Here is a 16,927-nt window from a genome sequence, read left to right as displayed (position 1 = left end):
GCTGTTGCCTGCACCGGACTCCGGTGCAGGTCAGATTTCGGTGCAGGTCAGATTTCGTAGTCCAGCGGAACCGGCTGCCCGTAGGTTCCGGAGTGGTACAGCAGCGGGGTGCCGTCCTCGCCGACCTGGCCCTCCACCACTTCGACCACCACGACGGCGTTGTTCTCAAACGACAAGCGCATCTGGATCTTGCCGATGAGCCAGCCGGCAACGTCCTTGAGCACCGGCACGTCATGGGGTCCGTGGGCCCAGTGGTCCCCGGCGAAGCGTTCCTTGGTGCGCGCGAACCGGTCGGCCAGTTCCTGGTTCTCCAGCCCGAGCATGTGGACGCCGATGTACGTGGTGTTGGCCACGGCCGGCCACGAGCTGGAACTGCGCGCCATGTTGAAGGTGAAGCGCGGCGGTTTGGCTGAAAGCGAGGCAACGGAGGTTGCCGTGAATCCGTAGGGGACGCCGTCGTAGTTCACGGTGATGATGGCCACGCCCGCAGCGTGCCGGCGGAACATCTCCTTGAACGTGCCCTCGAAGGCGACATCATCTGAGGTCACTGGAATCGATCTCCCTACTGCATCCGTGCCGATTGAGTCTCTAGTACAAGACTATGGGGCTTCCGGGCGGATGGGAGATTCCCTTGACGGGCAGACACGCGGCGCGGAATGCCGGCCAACATTTGCCAAATAACATTTGTTAGCGTTTCTTCATGACCCACCCTGCACCCGTCCCTCCGGTCCGCTCCTCCCACGAGGCCCACGGCGCCCGACGGCGGCCCGGCAGGGGCTACGCGTGGGCGGCCGGAATCGTCGGTGCCGGCATCCCCGCCGGGCTCCTCTGGTGGCTCCTGGCCCCGGGCGGGCAAAACCTCATCTCGGGAAACTCCGCGCTGTCGTCCGGAACCAACAGCCAGGGCTGGCTGCCCCGGGACCTGGTCCTGGCAGGACTGTTTGTGTTCGCGGGCTGCCTGGTGGCTGTGCTGTTGTCCGGCCGCCGCGACGGCGGGACGCGGCGGTTCCTTCTGCTTTCGGTTGCGGCAAGCGCAGCGGCAGCCGTCCTGGCATGGCAGACCGGCGTGCTGGCGGGCCTCTGGCTGGGAAGCCCGCAGGACACATCGGCCAACGCCAGTGTGGCCTTCTCACTCCGGTCCCTGACTGTCCTTGTCCTCTGGCCCGCGGCCGTCGCCGCCGGCTTCTTCGTCCTGCGCATCATCAGCCTCCTCCGCGCCTCCGTGGACCAGGACCCCGACGGCGACACCGCCGACGGCCGAACGTGGCAGTAACACTCGTCGGGGCGCGGGGCCGCGGCGCGTAAAATGAACGGGTGACCACTTCTCCGGACAGCTCCACGAACGTAAACAGCCAGGCACGCCCGAATGCCCCCGTCGTCGATTTCCGCACCGTTGACCTGCGCGGCCGCAGTCTCAGCCTGGCCGAACTCCGCGAGGCGGTGCCGCGGGCACGGCAGCAGACAGTCGCAGACGCCGAGCAGAAGGTCACCGACATCATCACGGACGTCCGCCAGCGCGGCTTTGCCGCCCTTGCTGACTTCGCCCGGACGTTCGACGGCGTCGAGCAGACGCATCCGCGGGTTCCGGGCGAGGCGCTGCAGTCAGCGCTGGACAGCCTGGACCCTGCCGTGCGTTCGGCGCTTGAGGAGTCGATCAGCCGGGCGCGCCGGTTTGCGGACGGCCAGCGCCCGGCCGACGTCGATATCTCCCTGGGCGACGGCGCAGTGGTGAGCCAGAAGTGGGTGCCCGTGGCACGCGTCGGCCTCTACGTTCCGGGCGGCCTGGCGGTCTACCCGTCGTCGGTGATCATGAATGTGGTTCCGGCGCTGGCTGCCGGCGTGGAATCGATCGCACTCGCCTCGCCGCCGCAGAAGGACTTTGGCGGCCTTCCGCACCCCACCATCCTGGCCGCTGCGGCGCTGCTCGGGATTGACGAGGTCTATGCGATCGGCGGTGCCCAGGCGATCGCCGCCTTCGCCTACGGCGTGCCCGGCGCATTAGGGACTCCCGCACTCGAACCCGTCGACGTCGTGACCGGGCCCGGGAACATCTTCGTGGCCACGGCCAAGCGACTCGTCAAGGGCGTGGTGGGGATCGATTCCGAGGCGGGCACCACGGAAATTGCCATCCTCGCGGACTCTTCGGCCCGCCCGGCCTTCGTCGCTGCCGACCTGATCAGCCAGGCCGAGCACGACCCGAAGGCCGCCTCCGTCCTGATTACGGATTCTGTCGAACTGGCCGCGCAAGTCCGTGAGGAGCTGGAGCGGCAGGCAGCATCCACCAAGCACAGTCAGCGTGTCCGCGAGGCACTTTCAGGCCCGCAGTCCGGCGTCGTGCTTGTTGACGGCCTCGACCAGGGGATCGCCGCGTGCGACGCCTACGCGGCCGAGCACCTGGAGATCATGACCGTGGACGCCCCTGCCGTGGCGGCGCGGATCCGGAATGCGGGCGCCATTTTCGTCGGCGACTACAGCCCGGTCAGCCTTGGCGACTACTGCGCCGGCTCCAACCACGTGCTACCCACGAGCGGTACCGCGGCGTTTTCGTCCGGGCTGAACGTGACCACGTTCCTGCGCGCCATTCAGGTGATCAACTACTCGGAGGCTGCGCTGGGGCAGGTCAGTGGTCACATTGTCAGCCTGTCCGGCGCTGAGGACCTCCCCGCTCACGGCGACGCGGTCACGGTCCGGTTTCAAGCGGTGAGCTGACCACTACATGTAGGGACAGCCCACTACATGTAGTAATTACAGGCTTGTTATTCGGCTATATATGGCCATAGACTGGTTGCCGGAAGAAGCTTCGGTAATGGGCTGATAAGGGCTTCCCCGTGAAGGGGAGGAAGGGGAGGAAAACGTGTATTGTCCGTTTTGCCGCAACCCTGACTCACGCGTGGTGGACAGCCGGATGGCCGACGACGGTTCAGCCATCCGCCGCCGCCGGCAGTGCCCCGAATGCGGCCGCCGCTTCACCACCGTGGAAACCACCAGCCTGTCCGTGATCAAACGCTCTGGCGTGGGCGAGCCCTTCAGCCGCAGCAAGGTCATCAACGGTGTCCGCAAGGCCTGCCAGGGCCGGCCAGTCAGCGAAGACGACCTCGCGATGCTGGCGCAGGAAGTCGAGGAGAACATCCGGGCCTCCGGGGCGGCCGAAATCGACGCCCACGAGGTTGGGCTGATCATCCTCGGGCCGCTGCAGAAGCTGGACAAGGTGGCCTACCTCCGTTTCGCCAGTGTTTATCAGGCCTTTGAATCACTTGAGGATTTCGAATCCGCCATTGCGCTGCTCCGGCACGAGTCGGACGCCGAGGCCAAGGCAGCAACAGGCAACGCGGAGGGCGCGGGCTCCGAAGGCAAGATTCCCGAAGGCAAGAGTCCCGAGGTCAAGAACGCCGAGGCTAAGAACACCGAGGCCAAGAACACCGCGAAGAGCACGCTCTAAAGTCTCCGGTGGCGGCAGCGGAGGGGAAGCCGCAGCCGCCACCGGCTCCAGTGAAAACATCAGCTTTATGTAGAACACCGAAGGCGGCAGACACAGGGTCTGCCGCCTTCGGTGTTGATACAGGCAACGCGCTTCTGCGGGCCGCGCTTACCGCTGCCCGCCCGGGTCTACTTCGCCAGGTCGTGCTTGACGGCGATCTCCAAGGCAGCGCCCACGATGCCGGCCTCGTTCTTCAGCTCAGCGGGAACGATCGGAGTGCGCAGTTTCATGCGCGGCAGGTATTCGTCTGCGCGCTTGGAGATGCCGCCGCCGACGATGAAGAGCTCGGGGGAGAACAGGAACTCGACGTGGGAGAAGTAGCGCTGCAGCAGCACGCTGTACTCCTCCCAGCTGAGGCCGTCCCGTTCGCGGGCCACCGCGGACGCCTTGCTTTCGGCGTCGAAGCCGTCGATCTCCAGGTGGCCGAGTTCGGCGTTCGGCACCAGGTGGCCGTTGAAGATGAACGCGGACCCGATGCCGGTGCCGAGCGTGATGACCAGGACGGTGCCGCCGATTCCGGCGCCTGCACCGTACCGGGCTTCCGCCAGGCCGGCCGCGTCGGCGTCGTTGATGACCTCCACGGGGCGGCCGAGGCGGGCCGTGAGCAGCGCGTCAATGTCCGTGTTGAGCCAGCTCTTGTCCACGTTGGCCGCAGAGTGGACCACGCCGTGCTGGATGATGCCGGGGAAGGTCACGCCGACGGGGCTGTCGGCCTCGGGCGCATCGGGGCGTGCCGAGAGTTCCTCGACAACCTTGGCCACCACCTCCACCACCGCTTCCGGTGTGGCCGGCTGCGGCGTCGCCAGGCGGAAGCGGTCGCCGATCAGTTTGCCCTTCTTCAGGTCGACGATGCCGCCCTTGATTCCGGTTCCGCCGATGTCAATGCCGATCAGCGGGGCGTTCTTGCGGGTCTTTTCGTCCTTCTTGGCCAATGGGATTCCGTTCGTGGCAGGGTAGGGGCTCGGGCTGGGCAAGGGTGACTTGCCGGAATGACGCGCGGTTGCCTGGCGTCAGGGAAGGGTGAGGATTTCGGCACCGGATTCGGTGACGAGGAGTGTGTGTTCGAACTGCGCGGTGCGCTTGTGGTCCTTGGTGACCACGGTCCAGTCGTCGGCCCACATGTCCCACTCGACGGTTCCGAGGGTGAGCATGGGCTCGATGGTGAACACCATGCCGGGCTCGATCACGGTGTTGTAGGCCGGTGCGGCGTCGTAGTGCGGGATGATCAGCCCGGTGTGGAAGGCTTCGCCCACGCCGTGTCCGGTGAAGTCGCGGACCACGCCATAGCCGAAGCGCCTTGCGTAGGACTCGATGGCCCGGCCAATCACGTTGATCTCGCGTCCCGGGGCAACTGCCTTAATGGCCCGGTTGAGGGACTCCTTCGTGCGCTCAACCAGCAGCCGCGACTCCTCGTCCACCTCTCCCACGAGGAACGTGTGGTTGGTGTCGCCGTGGACCCCGCCGATGAAGGCGGTGATGTCGATGTTGATGATGTCGCCGTCCTGTACCACCGTGCTGTCCGGGATGCCGTGGCAAATGACCTCATTGAGCGACGAGCACAGCGACTTGGGGAAACCGCGGTACCCCAGTGTGGACGGGTAGGCGTTGTGCGCCAGCAGGAACTCGTGGCCGATGCGGTCCAGCTCGTCGGTGGTGATGCCCGGCCGGATGTGCTTGCCCACCTCCACGATGGCCTGGGCGGCGATCCTGCTGGCCACCCGGATCTTCTCGATGGTTTCCGGTGACTTGACCTCTGACCCCGTGAATTTGGCCGGACCTGGCTTGCCGACATACTCGGGCCTGGCGATCGACGCGGGAACGGCCCGCTGCGGGCTGACGGTTCCCGGGGTAAGCGTGCCGGTGGGTGCGGTCGAGGCTAAGGAAGGCATAGATTGATCATATAAGGCAGCACAGAACGCCATGTAAATTAATGCGCCCGGCGGCTTCCGTTGCGGGTTACGTTACGTGGATCACGGCGGCAGTGTGCTGCCAACCCGGAAAGCGAGGAACACCGATGCCCGAGTACTGGTACAACGTCAAGACCCACATGGTGGAGGAAGACGCGATGTCGGACTGGACCCAGCTGATCGGTCCCTACAAGACCCGGGAAGAGGCGGAGCACGCCCTCGAGAAGGTCAAGGCGCGCAACGAAACCTGGGAAAAGGGCGACGACGACTGATTTCGCCGGCGCCCGAGCACCCTGGAACGGCCCAAGCCCCCTAAAACGAGTGTTCCGGTCCGGGGAACTGTCCCGACCGGACATCCTCGCCGTAGGCCTTGGCCGCCTCGCCCAAGACGGTCCGGAGGTCCGCGTACTGCTTGACGAATTTGGCCATCCTGCCGCCGCGGAGCCCGGCCATGTCCTGCCAGACCAGAACCTGCCCGGTGGTGGCATTGCCTGCGCCGATCCCGATGGTGGGCACTGGAATGGCGGCGTCCACGGCCTTTGCCGTCTCCGCGGGAACCATTTCCATGAGCACGCTGAAAGCACCGGCATCGGTCAGCGCCGCAGCGTCCTCAACCAACCGCGCGGCGTCATCGCCCCGGCCCTGCACGCGGTAGCCGCCCAGGGAGTGCTCACTCTGGGGCGTGAAGCCAATGTGGGCCATGACGGGAATGCCGGCCTGGACCATAGCTTTGACGGTTTCGGCGTAGAACTTGCCGCCCTCGATCTTCACTGCGTGCGCCAGGCCCTCCTTAAGGAAGCGCACACCCGTGGCCACTGCCTGCTGCGGCGAAACCTCGTAGCTGCCAAAGGGGAGATCCGCCACCACCAGGGCGCGCTTGGCTGAGCGCGCGACTGCGCGGCACAGCGGCAGCAGCTGATCGACGGTGACGGGAAGGCTGGTTTCGTTGCCGAAGACATTGTTGGACGCGGAGTCGCCCACCAGCAGGACCTCAATGCCGGCCTGGTCGAAGATCTCAGCCGTGTACTGGTCATACGCCGTGAGCATGGCGAAGTGTTCCCCGCTGGTCTTGGCCTGCTGCAGGTGGTGCGTGCGGATCCGGGAGACCGGCTTCCGTGCGGATTCCGACGGCGGCGCTGCGGCTGCCGCGGGGCCGCTCCCGTAAGGCGCAGGTACTTCGGCGGACATGCTTGGATCGGGACTGCTGCTTGAGGCCATGGCTAGAGCGTAGTCCGGGACCCGCCGTGCTAGCCACCGGCGGGCAGCGGACCACCGGTGATTCGCGTCATAACGGGTTGACCGCGCGGTGCTGCCCGGTCTCCGGTTGAGTGTTAACGCTGTGTTACGCGCTTCAGCCCCGCCAGCATCACGCCTAAATGCTTAGTAAAGTGATTCGTGAGCTGCCGCTGCTCCGTCGTGGACGGACCGGGGCATGAACGTAGACCGGAGAAGAGGCCTTCATGGACCGCCAGCAAGAGTTTGTCCTGCGCACGATCGAAGAGCGCGACGTACGCTTCGTGCGCCTGTGGTTCACCGACGTCGTGGGCTCCCTCAAGTCGGTGGCCCTGGCTCCTGCCGAGGTCGAAGGCGCGTTCGACGAGGGCCTGGGCTTCGACGGCTCGGCCATCGAGGGCCTCGCGCGCGTCTTCGAATCGGACATGCTGGCCCAGCCGGACCCGTCCACCTTCCAGATCCTTCCGTGGCGCGGTGAGACCGAGCAGACGTCCCGCATGTTCTGCGACATCCTTACTCCCGACGGCGAGCCCTCGGCAGCTGATCCGCGCAACGTCCTCAAGCGCACCCTGGCCAAGGCAGCCGACATGGGGTTCACGTGCTACACGCACCCCGAGATCGAGTTCTACCTGCTCAAGTCGCAGGAACCGGGGCCCGACGGTTCACCCATTCCGGTGGACGAGGGCGGCTACTTTGACCACGTCCCCGGCGGCGTGGCCCAGGACTTCCGCCGCACCGCCGTGACCATGCTGGAATCTGTGGGCATCTCCGTGGAGTTCAGCCACCACGAGGCCGGCCCGGGCCAGAACGAAATCGACCTGCGCTACGCCGACGCCCTGCAGACGGCGGACAACATCATGACCTTCCGGACCGTCATCAAAGAGGTCGCGCTGCAGCAGGGCACCTACGCCACCTTCATGCCCAAGCCCTTCACGGCCCACCCGGGTTCTGGCATGCACACGCACTTCTCGCTCTTCGAGGGTGACACCAACGCCTTCTTCGAGGCAGGTGCGGAGTTCCAGCTCTCCAAGACGGCGCGCCAGTTCATTGCCGGCATCCTCAAGCACGCCCCCGAACTCACCGCGGTCACCAACCAGTTCGTGAATTCCTACAAGCGCCTCTGGGGCGGGGGAGAGGCGCCCAGCTACCTGAGCTGGGGGCACAACAACCGCTCCGCCCTGGTCCGCGTCCCGTTGTACAAGCCGGGCAAGGGACAGTCAGCGCGGATCGAATACCGCGGCATCGACTCGGCCGCCAACCCCTACCTTGCCTACGCCGTGCTCCTGGGCGCGGGGCTGAAGGGCATCGAGGGAGGCTACGAACTGCCCGCCGCGGCCGAGGACGACATCTGGTCGCTGAGCTCCGCCGAGCGCCGGGCGATGGGCCACGACCCCCTTCCCGCCAGCCTGCATGACGCCATCCGTGCCATGGAGGACTCGGAACTGATGCCGCAGATCCTGGGCGAGCAGGTCTTCGAGCACTTCCTGCGCAACAAGCGGGCGGAGTGGCAGGACTACCGCCTGCAGGTGACCCCCTATGAGCTGCAGCGCAACCTCGCCATCCTCTAGGCGGCTGCGATGAGCTTGGCCCGCCGGCTCATTACCGCCGGCTTCAGCGACCTCGAGAAGGGCGAACGGTTCCTTGCCGCCCCCGAGCTGGAGGGCATTGACCAGGACATCCTGTTTGCCGGCCTGCAGCTGGCGGCGAACCCGGACGCCGCGCTGCAGTCCCTGGTCCGGCTGATCGAGAAGCACCCGGACCTGCGGAAGCTGGCAGCGGCGGACACGGAGGTGAGCGAACCGCTCTACCGGGTCCTGGGCGCCAGCGAGGCGCTTGGCGAATTTCTTATCCGGCACCCGGAGCACCTCGATGCGTTCAGCGTGACCGCAAGCCCGGAACCGCTCCAGGCCGATCCGGCGGAGCTGCGTGCCCAGCTGCTCAGGTCGGTACGCGCCGACCCCACCGCGGCCCGGCCGGTGGCGGGCATCTCGGGCCCGGAGGCTTACGAGGCACTGCGCACCGCCTACCGCAGGGGCGTGGTGGACCTCGCCGTCAAGGACCTGTGCGCCGCAGACCCGCTGGACTTCATGCCCGCCGTCGGAGCCGAACTCGCGGATCTGGCAGGAGCGGCCATCGAGGCCGCCCTTGCGGTCTCCCGCGCCGAAGCAGCGGGAAAGTTCGACGCCGGGGAGGTCTCCGACGTCGCGCTGTCAGTAATCGGGATGGGCAAGTGCGGAGCCCGAGAACTGAACTACATCTCCGACGTCGATGTCATCTACGTGGTGGAGTCTGGCGGGCTGGACGACGCCCGGGCCAGCACCATCGGCACGGCGCTGGCGTCCGGCATCTCGCGTGCCATATCCTCCCCGGCCCGCGAACCCGGGCTGTGGGAAGTTGACGCCAACCTCCGCCCGGAAGGAAAGTCCGGGCCGCTGGTCCGGACACTGGCTTCGCACCAGAGCTACTACGCCCGCTGGGCGGAGAGCTGGGAATTCCAGGCGCTCCTGAAGGCGCGGACCATCGCTGGCGACGCCGAGCTCGGCGCCCGCTACGAGGAGGCCGTATCGCCGCTCGTGTGGACCTCGGCGAACCGCGACGGATTCGTTGAATCCGTGCAGGCCATGCGCCGCCGGGTCACCGAACACATCCCGCCAGCCGAGGAACAGCGGCAGATCAAGCTGGGCCGCGGCGGGCTGCGCGACGTCGAATTCACCGTCCAGCTCCTCCAGCTCGTCCACGGCAAGTCGGATGAGTCCCTCCGGCGCCGCGACACGACGTCTGCCATCGCCGCATTGTCGACCGGGGGCTACATCGGCCGGGCGGACGCAGCAGCCTTCGACCACGCCTACCGGTACCTGCGCCTGCTCGAACACCGCATCCAGCTGTTCCAGCTGCGCCGCACGCACCTCATGCCGGTCAAGGAGGAGCCCCTCCGCACGCTGGCCAAGGCGGTGCTCGGGCCCTTCTCCACGGACCGGCCGCACCCTGACGCCCTGCTGGCAGCGTGGCAACGGACAAAACGCTCGGTCCGGGAACTCCACGACCGGATCTTCTACCGTCCGCTCCTGAACACGGCTGCCAAGCTGAGCAGCGAGGAAGCGCGCCTGACGCCGGAGGCGGCACAGGGCAGGCTCGCGGCGCTCGGTTACCGGGACCCCCAGGGCGCACTCCGCCACATTGAGGCACTGACGGCCGGGGTCAGCCGGCGCGCGGCCCTGCAGCGGCAGCTGCTGCCCATCCTCCTGGGCTGGCTGGCAGAAGGCGTGGACCCTGACGCCGGGCTGCTTGCCTTCCGCAGGATCAGCGAGTCGCTCGGCACCACGCACTGGTACCTCGGTATGCTCCGCGATTCTGCCGCGGCGGCCGAGCGGCTGTGCCACATGCTGTCCAACTCCCGCCTCATCGCCGACCTCCTGGAAGTGTCGCCGGAATCGGTGTCCTGGCTGGGGACGGACAAGGAACTGGCGCCACTCAGCTTTGAGGCGCAGTGGCAGGAAATCACCTCCAAAATGTCCCGGCACTCGGACCCGGAAAGCGCCATGCGCCTCATCCGGCTCATCCGCCGGCGTGAAATCCTGCGGATCGCCATCGCGGACAGCGCCGGCCTGCTCGGCCAGGACCAGGTGGGGGAGGCGCTGGCAGAGACGGACCGGGCCGCCATCCTCGGTGCCCTGCGGGTCGCGGAAAACATTGTCTCCGCCACTGGTCCGCTGAAGACAGCTGTGCTGGTGGTGGCCATGGGCCGGCAGGGCGGGCTGGAAATCGGCTACGGGTCCGACGCCGACGTCCTGTACGTCCACCGGGCGCTGCCCGGAGCCTCGGACGATGAAGCACAGCAGCAGGCCGCGAAGATCGTGGGCCATCTTTCCAGCCTTCTGACGCAGCCGCTCAAACCGGCGATCATGGCCGAGCGGGTCCTCGCCGTCGACGCCGATCTTCGTCCCGAGGGCAAGAACGGGGCCATGGTGCGGTCCCTGGAGTCCTACGGCGAGTACTACCGCCGCTGGTCGCTCATCTGGGAGGCGCAGGCACTGCTCCGTGCCCGGCCGATCGCCGGTGACGACGGGCTCGCGGCGGACTTCGTGAAGCTGATTGATCCCCTCCGCTACCCGGCCGCGGTCTCCGACGCGGACGTCCGGGAGATACGCCGCATCAAAGCGCGGGTGGAATCCGAACGGTTGCCCCGCGGCGCTGACCCTGCCAGGCACCTCAAGCTGGGACGCGGCGGGCTGAGCGACGTGGAATGGCTTGTGCAGCTGCTGCAGCTCCGGCACGCCGGAAGCCACCCCGAACTGCGCACCACGTCCACCCTGAAGGCTCTGCAGGCGGCGGCCTCACTGGGGCTGCTGGAAAAGGAAGACGCAGGCCTGCTGGCCGACGCCTGGCAGCTCGCCAGCCGGATCCGTTCCGCGAACGTGATCTGGACGGGCCGCGCGTCGGATCTGCTGCCCTCCTCCCGGCGCGACCTGGAGGCCGTGGCCAGATGGTGCGGCTACGAGGAAGGGATGGCCACAGCGTTCGAGGAGGACTACCTGCGGGTGAGCAGACGGGCCCGTGCGGTGTTTGAGAAAGTCTTCTACGGCCACTGAACCGGTGCTAGGTTTGGGCGCATGGCTACCCAAATCTTCATGAACCTGCCTGTCCGGGACCTCGAGCGGTCCGTGCAGTTCTTCACTGCGCTGGGTTTCAAGTTCAACCAGGACTACACGGATGAGAACGCCACCTGCATGGTGATCAACGACGACGCCTTCGTCATGCTCCTCGTGGAGAAGTTCTTCAAGACGTTCACTGCCAAAGAGATCGTGGACGCAACCTCGGCCACCGAGGCCATCATGGCCTTCTCGGTGGATAGCCGGGAAGAAGTGGACCAGATGGTGGGCAAGGCCCTGGCCGCCGGCGGATCCGAGTCCCAGCCGGTGCAGGATTACGGCTTCATGTACAGTCACAGCTTCCAGGATCCGGACGGGCACCTGTGGGAGGTCATCTGGATGGATCCGGCGGGTCCGCCCGCCGACGGGGCGGCACCTGCTTCCTGACGGACCATGAGGCCGGACGTATGGCTCATTCCGTTGCGGGATCTGGATGCCGATGCCCGGGCCATCCAACTGGGTGCGGTTGCGGAACTGGAACTCGCCCCGGGCCAGCAGGAGTTTGTGGGCGACCCCCTGCGCATGATGTTGGCCGGGCTCGAGGACCGGTCCCGCAGGCCCTATGTCATCGAAGCTGGCGGCCGGGCTGCCGGGGTGCTGACGCTGCAGTCGGGGGCGGCCGGGCTGGCGGGCTGGCCCGACGACGACTCCGCCTGGCTGCTTCGAGGGTTCCTGATCGACAGGCGGCGGCAGGGCCAGGGCCTGGGCCAGGCGGCAGCCGCAGCGGCTGTGGCGACCGCCGCCAAACTTACGGCCAGGCTGGGAGGCGGCCAGGCCGGCGTCGTGCTTTCAGTCAACGAACACAACCCAGCCGGGCAGGGAGCTTACCTGAAGGCGGGTTTTTCGGACAAAGGCGTCTACCTGGGCCGCGAGGCCGCCCCGCAGCGGACCATGTACGCAGCCTTCTGAGCGCTGGTCCCGCACCGAAATACCGCCGGACCGTTGCGCCGGCACGGGTGCGTGCCTACGCTGTGTCTTGGCAGTGCACTTCAATCCTTGTTGGGGGGAAGGCTTGAAAGGGTCTTCGTCTCGGAGGCACTCGCCGGAACAGGCTGGCTCCCGGTCTCAGCACGTCGGGGGCCAGCTTCCGGCGCCCCGGAAGTGGCAGGATTTGGCACGGCAGGATCCGGCACGGCAGGACGCGGACCATGCCCGGGCGCGAGCGAAGGGCGGCCGTGCCAGGAGGCTCAGGAGGGCCGAGCTGCTGCTCATCGGGGCGGGGGTGGCCGCGACGCTCATTGCGGCGGCGTACCAGTATGCCGGGATCAGGAGCACTTTGGAAAGCAGCACGGCGTCCTCCCTCTATGCCCAGCAGCAGGAGATCGACAGGATCTTCGTGGACAACGTGGACCTGCAGCCGTATTTCTGGCGCCGTCAGGAACTGCCGGACGCCTCGGCGGTCGCGGATCCCGCGGCGAAGCGGGCGGCACAGCAGCTGGCGGGCCGGGCCGAAGCGACGGCCCACCGGATCCTGGACCACTTCGCCCACCTGAAGTACCAGATGGGAACGCAGGCCTTCACCTCCGAACGGGCGGACTGGGAAGCGTACATCCGGCGGAGCTTCGCGGACTCCCTCGTTCTGTGCCGCGCGCTGCGGGATGACCGGGAAGCCTTCGGGGGCACGGGTGCAGACTCGTTGTGGGGACGGTACGCGGAGGAACCCTGCGCGGGTACGTGACCGGAAACGGGTACGTGGCCGGAAACGGCCAAGGGCGGCCACCGGTCAGTAACCGGTGGCCGCCCTTGGCGGTGTCAGGGGTGTCGCCCTGGGGTCAAACTAGTCAGACTAGACGCCGTAGTAGAGCTCGAACTCGTAGGGGTTCGGGCGCAGGGACAGCGGGCGGATCTCGTTCTCGTACTTGTACTCGATCCAGGTGTCGATCAGGTCCTGGGTGAACACACCGCCGGCCTGCAGGAACTCGTTGTCCTCGGCCAGTGCCTGCAGAGCTTCCTCCAGGGTGCCCGGAGCCTTGGGGATGTCCTTGGCTTCCTCGGCGGGGAGCTCGTAGAGGTCCTTGTCGATCGGAGCCGGGGGCTCGATGCGGTTGCGGATGCCGTCGATGCCGGCCATCAGCTGGGCAGCGAAGGCCAGGTACGGGTTGGAGGAGGGGTCCGGGGCGCGGAACTCGATGCGCTTGGCCTTCGGGTTGGAGCCCGTGATCGGGATACGGATACCGGCGGAGCGGTTGCCCTGCGAGTAGACCATGTTGACCGGGGCTTCGAAGCCCTTGACCAGGCGGCGGTAGGAGTTGACCGTCGGGTTGGTGAACGCGAGGACGGCGTCGGCGTGCTTCAGCAGGCCGCCGATGTACCAGCGTGCGGTGTCGGACAGGCCGGCGTAGCCCTTCTCGTCGTAGAACAGGGGATCGCCATTGCTCCACAGCGACTGGTGGCAGTGCATGCCCGAGCCGTTGTCACCGAAGACCGGCTTCGGCATGAAGGTGACGGACTTGCCCCAGGCGTCGGCGGTGTTCTTGATGACGTACTTGAACTTCTGCAGATCATCAGCCGCGTGGGTCAGCGTGGTGAACTTGTAGTTGATCTCGGCCTGGCCGGCGGAGCCAACTTCGTGGTGGCTGCGCTCGACCTCGAGGCCGGCTTCGTCCAGTGCAACACACATGGCGTCGCGCAGGTCGGCCTGCTTGTCGGTCGGGGAAACCGGGAAGTAACCGCCCTTGATGGGGGTCTTGTAGCCCAGGTTGCCGCCTTCTTCCTCGCGGCCGGTGTTCCAGTGAGCTTCCTCGGAGTCGATCTTGTAGAAGCTGCCCTCGGGGGAGGACTGGTACTGGACGTTGTCGAACACAAAGAACTCGGCTTCGGGAGCGAAGAACGCGGTGTCGGCGATGCCGGTGGAGGCGAGGTAGGCTTCAGCCTTCTCTGCCACACCGCGCGGGTCGCGGTGGTAGGGGTCGCCCGTGCGGGGGTTCACGATGGAGAAGTTCAGCGCAAGGGTCTTCTCCATGCGGAACGTGTCCAGGAACGCGGTGGTGACGTCCGGAATGAGCTGCATGTCCGACTCGGCGATGCCCTGGAAGCCGCGGATGGAGGAACCATCGAAGAGCTGGCCGTTGACGAAGAAGTCGGCGTCCACGCTCTTGGCGGGCACGTTGAAGTGCTGCTGAACGCCCGGGAGGTCGGTGAAGCGGATATCGATAAACCGAATGTCTTCATCTTTGATGAACTTGAGGACTTCGTCCGCAGTCTTGAACATCTATGCTCCTTACGCATATGTAATAACTGGCTATAAAGCCAAGTGGTCCAGCGCAATCCAATGGGCGGAAACACAAAAGTGCCCCGCTCCAGGTTCGCTAGCAACTGGTACCACCCTAGGGATTCGGGATTTCCCGTCCGTGTCCGCTTTGTTTCCGGCAGGTTACAGAACCTGCTGATATGTAAACGCTATACCGTGTCCACACTGTGGTCCACGCCTATCCAGAGTGTGAACGTCCGAGGGGCTGCCCGCGGCTCGGTAAACTTGGACGGTGGTAGATCGCAAAGACATCGGTTCGTGGCTCAGCGGGCCGGACACCTCCGGCATTTCCAAGTACCCGGGAGAACGCCTGGGCTTCCCCGAGACGGGCCCCGGATCCATGGCCCGCGCCGGCAGGCGCATCCTGGCGATCACCATCGACTGGACCATCGCGCTGCTGATCAGCAACGTGTTCCTCGCCGGCAATTCCATGGCCACGCTTGCCGTTTTTGCGGCCGAGCAGATCCTGCTGATCGGGACCCTGGGCTACAGCATCGGGCACCGGGCGATGGGCATCCACGTGGTGAAGCCGGACGGCTCAGCGGCCGGCCCGCTGGCCGCGCTGGTCCGCACCGTCCTGCTCTGCCTGGTGATCCCGGCGGTCATCTCCGATCCCGACCAGCGCGGACTCCATGACAAGGCCCTGAACACCGTCCTCGTCCGCAGGTAGCCGCGCAGGTAGCCGCCCGGCCGAGAGATATCCCTGGCGGAGCGCCCACCGCTCAAACAGGACCGTGGCGAAGGGGAACACCGCCGAGAGGCCTGCCAGCAGCGCCACCCGGAAGGGCCAGCGCTGCAGGCGCCACAGGACGAGGGCCGCCAAACCGTACGCGATGAATAACGCGCCGTGCACTGGACCGGCGATCTCGACTCCGAGTTCGGTGGTCCCGGCGATCCATTTGAAGTACATGCCGGCAAGGAGCGCAGCCCAGCTAAAGGCTTCGGCCACCGCCAGCAGGCGGAAGGCGCGGATGACGGCGGACGCGGACGGGAATTTCACAGGAGGCTCCGGCTTCTGTAGGTGCTGGGGTCTGGCTGGCTTTGATGTGCGGTTCACTTTGGTGTGCGGTTCACTTTGGTGTGCGGTTCAACCGGGACAGGCCCGTTCAAACGAAAAACGCCCCGGGGCCGGCGCAGATGCGGCGGCCACCGGGGCGTTCAGGCGGATCAGCGTCCGCGCTGGGGGCGGGCCTTGTAGGGGTCCACACCCTTGGGGATCGGAAGGCGGCCGCCCAGCGATGAGATGCGCTTGGACACGGCGCTGACCTCGGTCTTGGTGAGCTCGTTGTTGAGCTTGTTCATCTTTTTCGCCACCTGGCTGATGGGGACCTGTCCCTCGCCGCGCCCGGTTTCGATGACGTGGATAGTGACGTTGGGAAGGATGCGGGCCAGCTTCTTCCGCTCGCCTTCGATCAGCGGGCGCACGCGGTGCGTGGGCCCTTCGGCGACGAGGACGACGCCGGGACGCCCAACGGCGCGGAAAACGGCGTCCTGGGTCCGCGGGTTCACAGCCACGGGCTGCTCCTCGGTGATCCAGCCGCGCTTCAGCGTGCTGAGGGCAGCGCCGGATGCTCCCGGCTGGTTTTCGATCTGGGCGAAGGCAGCCCCCTCGGCGCGGCGGGAAAGAATGAACGTAGCCGCGAGGAAACCCAACGGGATGCCGATGATCAGGCCGGTAATCCAGTTATTCAGCAACAGGCCAACAACGAGGCTGACGGCCACGACGCCCAGGAACGCCAGCAGCATGAGCCACGGAACCATGGGGTCGTGGCGGCGGGTCATGTTGAAGACCTCGCGGATTTGCTTGAGCCGGCTGGGCTTCTTTTCCTTCACGGCCTTGGGCTTGCGCCCAAAGAGTCCGCGCTTGGAGCCATCAGCGGCCGCAGGAGTGTTGTTGCTGGAGTCAGGGGATTTCGCCATAGTGTCTTAATTCTACGTGATCCACGACAAAGGGCCGGACGCCGAAAAGTTCCGGCGTCCGGCCCCTGACCGTGGGATTTGCCTGCTGCTACTGGTGTGCCGCGAGCAGGGAGCTGGCTTCCTGGCGGGTGGTTCCGGAGTCCTGGATGCCGTCGGCGATGTGGGCCAGTTCGGCGGGGATGTCCCGGCCCTTTTTGCGCATGGCGGTGGCCCAGAGCCGGCCGGCACGGTAGGAGGAGCGGACCAGGGGCCCGGACATGACGCCAAGGAAGCCGATCTCCTCGGCTTCGTGCTGGAGGTCCACGAATTCCTGCGGCTTGACCCAGCGGTCCACCGGGAGGTGCCGTTCGGAGGGGCGCAGGTACTGGGTGATGGTGATCAGGTCGCAGCCCGCCTGGTGCAGGTCGCGGAGCGCCTCGGAGATCTCTTCGCGGGTTTCGCCCATGCCCAGGATCAGGTTGGACTTGGTGACCATGCCCAGGTTCCGGCC

16 protein-coding genes and 2 pseudogenes are annotated in these 16,927 nt (G+C 66.4%); 10 read left to right on the top strand and 8 right to left on the bottom strand.

Annotation, left to right across the window (positions count from 1 at the left end):
- Window positions 1–47: 47 nt before the first annotated feature.
- Window positions 48–506 (bottom strand): flavin reductase family protein, encoded by a 459-nt coding sequence (locus ACTHQX_RS18015; RefSeq protein WP_214854164.1) that lies wholly within the window; start codon window positions 504–506, stop codon window positions 48–50.
- Window positions 507–700: 194 nt separating this feature from the next.
- On the opposite strand from ACTHQX_RS18015, the gene ACTHQX_RS18010 reads away from it, so the two are divergent.
- The 3 genes from ACTHQX_RS18010 to nrdR all read left to right on the top strand — a co-directional run bounded on the left by ACTHQX_RS18010 (window position 701) and on the right by nrdR (window position 3,439).
- The gene (locus ACTHQX_RS18010; RefSeq protein WP_440158573.1) at window positions 701–1,273 is read left to right on the top strand and encodes a hypothetical protein; all 573 of its coding nucleotides are present in this window, start codon (window positions 701–703) and stop codon (window positions 1,271–1,273) included.
- 41 nt (window positions 1,274–1,314) lie between these two features.
- Window positions 1,315–2,709 carry a histidinol dehydrogenase gene (gene hisD, locus ACTHQX_RS18005; protein ID WP_440158574.1) on the top strand — a complete coding sequence of 465 codons (1,395 nt, stop codon included), beginning with the start codon at window positions 1,315–1,317 and terminating at the stop codon, window positions 2,707–2,709.
- 145 nt (window positions 2,710–2,854) lie between these two features.
- The gene (gene nrdR / locus ACTHQX_RS18000) at window positions 2,855–3,439 is read left to right on the top strand and encodes a transcriptional regulator NrdR (protein WP_440158576.1); all 585 of its coding nucleotides are present in this window, start codon (window positions 2,855–2,857) and stop codon (window positions 3,437–3,439) included.
- A 167-nt stretch (window positions 3,440–3,606) separates the two neighbouring features.
- On the opposite strand, the gene ppgK is transcribed toward nrdR, so the two are convergent.
- Together ppgK and map are read right to left on the bottom strand one after the other, a co-directional pair.
- Window positions 3,607–4,410, bottom strand: coding sequence for a polyphosphate--glucose phosphotransferase (ppgK, locus tag ACTHQX_RS17995; RefSeq protein ID WP_236807995.1), 804 nt, complete (start codon window positions 4,408–4,410; stop codon window positions 3,607–3,609).
- Between the two features lie 78 nt (window positions 4,411–4,488).
- Complete coding sequence (gene map, locus ACTHQX_RS17990) at window positions 4,489–5,367, bottom strand: type I methionyl aminopeptidase (protein ID WP_440158578.1); 879 nt, start codon at window positions 5,365–5,367, stop codon at window positions 4,489–4,491.
- 125 nt (window positions 5,368–5,492) lie between these two features.
- Here map and ACTHQX_RS17985 point away from each other — a divergent pair, with 125 nt between their 5' ends.
- Window positions 5,493–5,657 (top strand): SPOR domain-containing protein, encoded by a 165-nt coding sequence (locus tag ACTHQX_RS17985; RefSeq protein WP_003801719.1) that lies wholly within the window; start codon window positions 5,493–5,495, stop codon window positions 5,655–5,657.
- Window positions 5,658–5,697: 40 nt separating this feature from the next.
- On the opposite strand, the gene panB is transcribed toward ACTHQX_RS17985, so the two are convergent.
- Window positions 5,698–6,603 carry a 3-methyl-2-oxobutanoate hydroxymethyltransferase gene (gene panB / locus ACTHQX_RS17980; RefSeq protein ID WP_440158579.1) on the bottom strand — a complete coding sequence of 302 codons (906 nt, stop codon included), beginning with the start codon at window positions 6,601–6,603 and terminating at the stop codon, window positions 5,698–5,700.
- Between the two features lie 242 nt (window positions 6,604–6,845).
- On the opposite strand from panB, the gene glnA (ACTHQX_RS17975) reads away from it, so the two are divergent.
- The 5 genes from glnA (ACTHQX_RS17975) to ACTHQX_RS17955 all read left to right on the top strand — a co-directional run bounded on the left by glnA (ACTHQX_RS17975) (window position 6,846) and on the right by ACTHQX_RS17955 (window position 12,945).
- Window positions 6,846–8,186: a type I glutamate--ammonia ligase gene (gene glnA / locus ACTHQX_RS17975; protein WP_236807998.1), complete on the top strand. Its 1,341-nt coding sequence runs from the start codon at window positions 6,846–6,848 to the stop codon at window positions 8,184–8,186.
- Between the two features lie 9 nt (window positions 8,187–8,195).
- Window positions 8,196–11,207, top strand: a complete 3,012-nt coding sequence (locus tag ACTHQX_RS17970) for a bifunctional [glutamine synthetase] adenylyltransferase/[glutamine synthetase]-adenylyl-L-tyrosine phosphorylase (protein ID WP_440158580.1) — start codon at window positions 8,196–8,198, stop codon at window positions 11,205–11,207.
- Window positions 11,208–11,228: 21 nt separating this feature from the next.
- Complete coding sequence (locus ACTHQX_RS17965) at window positions 11,229–11,654, top strand: VOC family protein (protein WP_440158581.1); 426 nt, start codon at window positions 11,229–11,231, stop codon at window positions 11,652–11,654.
- A 6-nt stretch (window positions 11,655–11,660) separates the two neighbouring features.
- Window positions 11,661–12,176 carry a GNAT family N-acetyltransferase gene (locus ACTHQX_RS17960; protein WP_440158583.1) on the top strand — a complete coding sequence of 172 codons (516 nt, stop codon included), beginning with the start codon at window positions 11,661–11,663 and terminating at the stop codon, window positions 12,174–12,176.
- Window positions 12,177–12,378: 202 nt separating this feature from the next.
- Window positions 12,379–12,945 carry a hypothetical protein gene (locus ACTHQX_RS17955; protein ID WP_440158584.1) on the top strand — a complete coding sequence of 189 codons (567 nt, stop codon included), beginning with the start codon at window positions 12,379–12,381 and terminating at the stop codon, window positions 12,943–12,945.
- A 108-nt stretch (window positions 12,946–13,053) separates the two neighbouring features.
- Here the strand turns inward: ACTHQX_RS17955 and glnA (ACTHQX_RS17950) are convergent, their stop codons facing one another.
- Window positions 13,054–14,478, bottom strand: coding sequence for a type I glutamate--ammonia ligase (glnA, locus tag ACTHQX_RS17950; RefSeq protein ID WP_111903635.1), 1,425 nt, complete (start codon window positions 14,476–14,478; stop codon window positions 13,054–13,056).
- Window positions 14,479–14,749: 271 nt separating this feature from the next.
- Here glnA (ACTHQX_RS17950) and ACTHQX_RS17945 point away from each other — a divergent pair, with 271 nt between their 5' ends.
- Window positions 14,750–15,187 carry an RDD family protein gene (locus ACTHQX_RS17945; protein ID WP_440158585.1) on the top strand — a complete coding sequence of 146 codons (438 nt, stop codon included), beginning with the start codon at window positions 14,750–14,752 and terminating at the stop codon, window positions 15,185–15,187.
- Here ACTHQX_RS17945 and ACTHQX_RS17940 read toward each other — a convergent pair.
- The 3 genes and pseudogenes from ACTHQX_RS17940 to ACTHQX_RS17930 form a co-directional block, all read right to left on the bottom strand.
- Window positions 15,176–15,517, bottom strand: a pseudogene (locus ACTHQX_RS17940) (DUF3817 domain-containing protein); the annotation flags it as partial. The gene ACTHQX_RS17945 and the pseudogene ACTHQX_RS17940 overlap by 12 nt on opposite strands.
- Window positions 15,518–15,684: 167 nt before the next feature.
- The gene (locus ACTHQX_RS17935) at window positions 15,685–16,437 is read right to left on the bottom strand and encodes a DUF4191 domain-containing protein (RefSeq protein WP_111903633.1); all 753 of its coding nucleotides are present in this window, start codon (window positions 16,435–16,437) and stop codon (window positions 15,685–15,687) included.
- Window positions 16,438–16,525: 88 nt separating this feature from the next.
- Window positions 16,526–16,927: pseudogene (locus tag ACTHQX_RS17930) on the bottom strand (lipoyl synthase); the annotation flags it as partial.

This window comes from Arthrobacter sp. SAFR-023 (genome assembly GCF_051965295.1).
GTDB lineage: Bacteria > Actinomycetota > Actinomycetes > Actinomycetales > Micrococcaceae > Arthrobacter.
The sequence above is the reverse complement of the archived record's forward strand: the minus strand, read 5'-3'. Positions and strand labels throughout refer to the sequence as shown.

Bases quoted from the DNA above. Each gene is read 5' to 3' on its own strand.
- ACTHQX_RS18015 (WP_214854164.1), bottom strand. From the start codon at position 506: ATGTTCCGCCGGCACGCTGCGGGCGTGGCCATCATCACCGTGAACTAC.
- ACTHQX_RS18010 (WP_440158573.1), top strand. From the start codon at position 701: ATGACCCACCCTGCACCCGTCCCTCCGGTCCGCTCCTCCCACGAGGCC.
- map (WP_440158578.1), bottom strand. From the start codon at position 5,367: ATGCCTTCCTTAGCCTCGACCGCACCCACCGGCACGCTTACCCCGGGA.
- ACTHQX_RS17985 (WP_003801719.1), top strand. From the start codon at position 5,493: ATGCCCGAGTACTGGTACAACGTCAAGACCCACATGGTGGAGGAAGAC.
- panB (WP_440158579.1), bottom strand. From the start codon at position 6,603: ATGGCCTCAAGCAGCAGTCCCGATCCAAGCATGTCCGCCGAAGTACCT.
- glnA (WP_236807998.1), top strand. From the start codon at position 6,846: ATGGACCGCCAGCAAGAGTTTGTCCTGCGCACGATCGAAGAGCGCGAC.
- ACTHQX_RS17970 (WP_440158580.1), top strand. From the start codon at position 8,196: ATGAGCTTGGCCCGCCGGCTCATTACCGCCGGCTTCAGCGACCTCGAG.
- ACTHQX_RS17965 (WP_440158581.1), top strand. From the start codon at position 11,229: ATGGCTACCCAAATCTTCATGAACCTGCCTGTCCGGGACCTCGAGCGG.
- ACTHQX_RS17960 (WP_440158583.1), top strand. From the start codon at position 11,661: ATGAGGCCGGACGTATGGCTCATTCCGTTGCGGGATCTGGATGCCGAT.
- glnA (WP_111903635.1), bottom strand. From the start codon at position 14,478: ATGTTCAAGACTGCGGACGAAGTCCTCAAGTTCATCAAAGATGAAGAC.
- ACTHQX_RS17935 (WP_111903633.1), bottom strand. From the start codon at position 16,437: ATGGCGAAATCCCCTGACTCCAGCAACAACACTCCTGCGGCCGCTGAT.